At 73.9% G+C, this 2,660-nt stretch carries 3 protein-coding genes; all 3 read left to right on the top strand.

Annotated elements, in window-relative coordinates; genetic code table 11:
• The first annotated feature begins 97 nt into the window (after window positions 1-97).
• Window positions 98-1,342, top strand: coding sequence for a sensor histidine kinase (locus tag CH341_RS30470; RefSeq protein ID WP_210208686.1), 1,245 nt, complete (start codon window positions 98-100; stop codon window positions 1,340-1,342).
• Between the two features lie 94 nt (window positions 1,343-1,436).
• Window positions 1,437-1,589: a histidine kinase gene (locus CH341_RS30465; RefSeq protein WP_111423274.1), complete on the top strand. Its 153-nt coding sequence runs from the start codon at window positions 1,437-1,439 to the stop codon at window positions 1,587-1,589.
• A 245-nt stretch (window positions 1,590-1,834) separates the two neighbouring features.
• Window positions 1,835-2,660 (top strand): tyrosine recombinase (locus tag CH341_RS30460; protein WP_245431326.1); only part of this gene is annotated, 826 nt, incomplete at its 3' end.

Genomic DNA, 2,660 nt, shown 5'->3' with positions numbered 1-2,660 from the left:
AAGCCGCAGGCGACGGAGAGGCGGTCACCCCCTCCCGCCGAGCTTCGCTCGGCGACCTCCCCCCTCCAGGGGGAGGTGTAAGGAGCGCAGTGGTCTGATGCGTCGCCTCTACCAAAAAATCTACCTCACCATGATCGGGGCGCTGGTGCTGCTGGTGCTGGTCGCCGGGGCGATCTGGCGGTTCGGGCCGGCCGGCCCGCCGGTCGGGCAGGCCTTCGAGCTCGCCGGCGAGCTGGCCGCCGTGGCGCTGCCGCCCGCCGATTCATCGCGTGAAAGCCAGCAGGCGGCCGTGGAGGAGCTCGGCCGGCGCCTGCGGCTCGATATCGCGCTCTACGATCCGGCCCGCCGGCGCATCGCCGCGGTGGGCGGCCCGCTGCCGCCGCCCGATTCGAGCCGCGACAACGGCTTCATCTACGGCCCGGGCGGGCCCGCCTGGATGATCCGCCTGCCGGACGAGCGCTGGCTGGTGGCGCGGCCGCCGCCGCGCCATCGCAGCCCCGTGCTGGCCCTGATGGCGGCGCTGGCGCTGATCGCCGTGGTGGTGGCGGTCGCCGCCTTTCCGGTGGTGCGTGGGCTGACGCGACGGCTGGAGACGCTGCAGGCCGGGGTCGAGACGCTCGGGGCCGGCCATCTCGCCGCCCGCGTGCCGGTCGAGGGCAAGGACGAGGTCGCGCGGCTCGCATCGAGCTTCAACCGCGCCGCCGCGCGCATCGAGGAGCTGGTCGGGGCGCACCGGTTGCTGCTCGCCAACGCCTCGCACGAGCTGCGCACGCCGCTCGCCCGCATCCGGCTCGGCGTCGAGCTGATGAAGACGCGCTCCGATCCGCGCCACTCCGTCGACATCGAGCGCGACATCGCCGAGCTGGACGGGCTGATCGACGAGATCCTGCTGGCGAGCCGGCTCGACGCCATCGCCACGCCGCCGGCCAGCGAGGAGGTCGACCTCCTGGCGCTCGCGGCGGAGGAATGTGCCCGTTACGACTGCACGCTCGACGGGACGCCCGTGACGCTCGCCGGCGATCCGCGCCTGCTGCGCCGGATGATCCGCAACCTCCTGGAAAACGCCGAGCGGCACGGGGCGCCGCCCGTGCAGGTCGTCCTCGGCACCGAGGCCGGCCGTGCCGTGCTGACCGTCGCCGACGCCGGGCCCGGCGTGCCGGAGGCGCAACGCGAGCAAGTGTTCACGCCGTTCTTCCGGCTCGCCGGCGATTCGCGGGGCGCCGGCCTCGGCCTCTCGCTGGTGCGACAGATCGCCCGCCTGCACGGTGGCGACGTGACGGTGGCGCCGCGGCCCGACGCGCCGAGCTGCTTCCGGGTTGAGCTGCCGCTCGTGCGGGCCTGAGCCGCACCGTCCTCGCACCCCTTGCAAGCCGCGGACGAACGTGGTCGTAGTCGGGTATCCCGACCCGGCCCCGAGGCGCCGCAGGACCTCGCCGATGCCCAGCCTGTTTCGCTTTCTCGCCGTCGTCGCGCTGATCGGCGGTCTCGTCTATGCGGGAATGCTGGCGCTCACGCTGTTCGTCGACGTGAAGCCGCGCGAGATCAGCGTGCCGGTGCCGCCCGACCGCTTCGTCAAGCAGCAACGCTGAGCATGGGGCGCCCCCCCAAGGGCGGCGCGTGGCCCGGCCGTCCGCCGGCCTCTCCAGCCGCGCCGAAGCCGCCGGCCGCGAAACCGGCCGCCGCCGAGAAGCCTGCCCCCAAGCCTGCCGCCGAGGCGGCGAGCCCGGGAAAGCCGGCCGCCAAGGCCTCCGCCTCGTCCAAGAAGCCCGCCCGCCGGGGCCGCCCGAAAGCGCCGCGCGTCACGGCCGACCGGCACGTCGACCTGTTCCTGGACATGATCGCGGCCGAGCGCGGCGCCGGCGCCAACACGCTCGACGCCTATGCGCGTGATCTCGCCGACGTGACGGGCCGGCTGAAGGCGGTCGGCCGTACGATTCCCGAAGCCCGCACCGAGGATCTGCGGGCCTATGTCGCCGGCCTCGCGGCACGCGGCTTCAAGCCCACGTCGGTGGCGCGAAAACTCTCGGCGATCCGCCAGCTCTACCGCTTCCTCTATGCCGAAGGGTTTCGCAAGGACGACCCCGCCGCCGTGATCGAGGGGCCGCGGCGCGGCCGCGGCCTGCCGAAGATCCTCTCGGTCGTCGAGGTCGACCGGCTGATCGAGACGGCGCGGACGCTGGCGGCCCGGCCCGCGCAGCCGACCGGCGAGCGGCTGCGGGCGCTGCGGCTGATCTGCCTGTTGGAGGTGCTCTACGCCACCGGCCTGCGCGTCTCCGAGCTGATCGCGCTGCCGGCCGCCGCGGCGCGCCGCGACGAGCGCATGCTGGTGGTGCGCGGCAAGGGCGACAAGGAGCGCATGGTCATCCTCAACGACGCCGCCCGCACGGCCATGAAGGAGTGGCTGGCGGCGCTCGCCGAGGCGGGTCGGCACGAGGGCGCCAAGTGGCTCTTCCCGTCGTTCGGCGAGAGCGGCCACCTGACCCGCCAGCACACCGCCCGCGAGCTGAAGGATCTGGCCGTCGCGGCCGGCATCCGGCCCGACCGCATCAGCCCGCACGTCCTGCGCCACGCCTTCGCCAGCCACCTGCTGCAGAACGGCGCCGATCTCCGCTCGGTCCAGATGCTGCTCGGCCACGCCGACATCTCGACCACCCAGATCT

The sequence above is a fragment of the Rhodoplanes roseus genome (assembly GCF_003258865.1).
GTDB classification, from domain to species: Bacteria; Pseudomonadota; Alphaproteobacteria; order Rhizobiales; family Xanthobacteraceae; genus Rhodoplanes; species Rhodoplanes roseus.
This window is presented reverse-complemented; position numbering and strand designations above follow the sequence as displayed.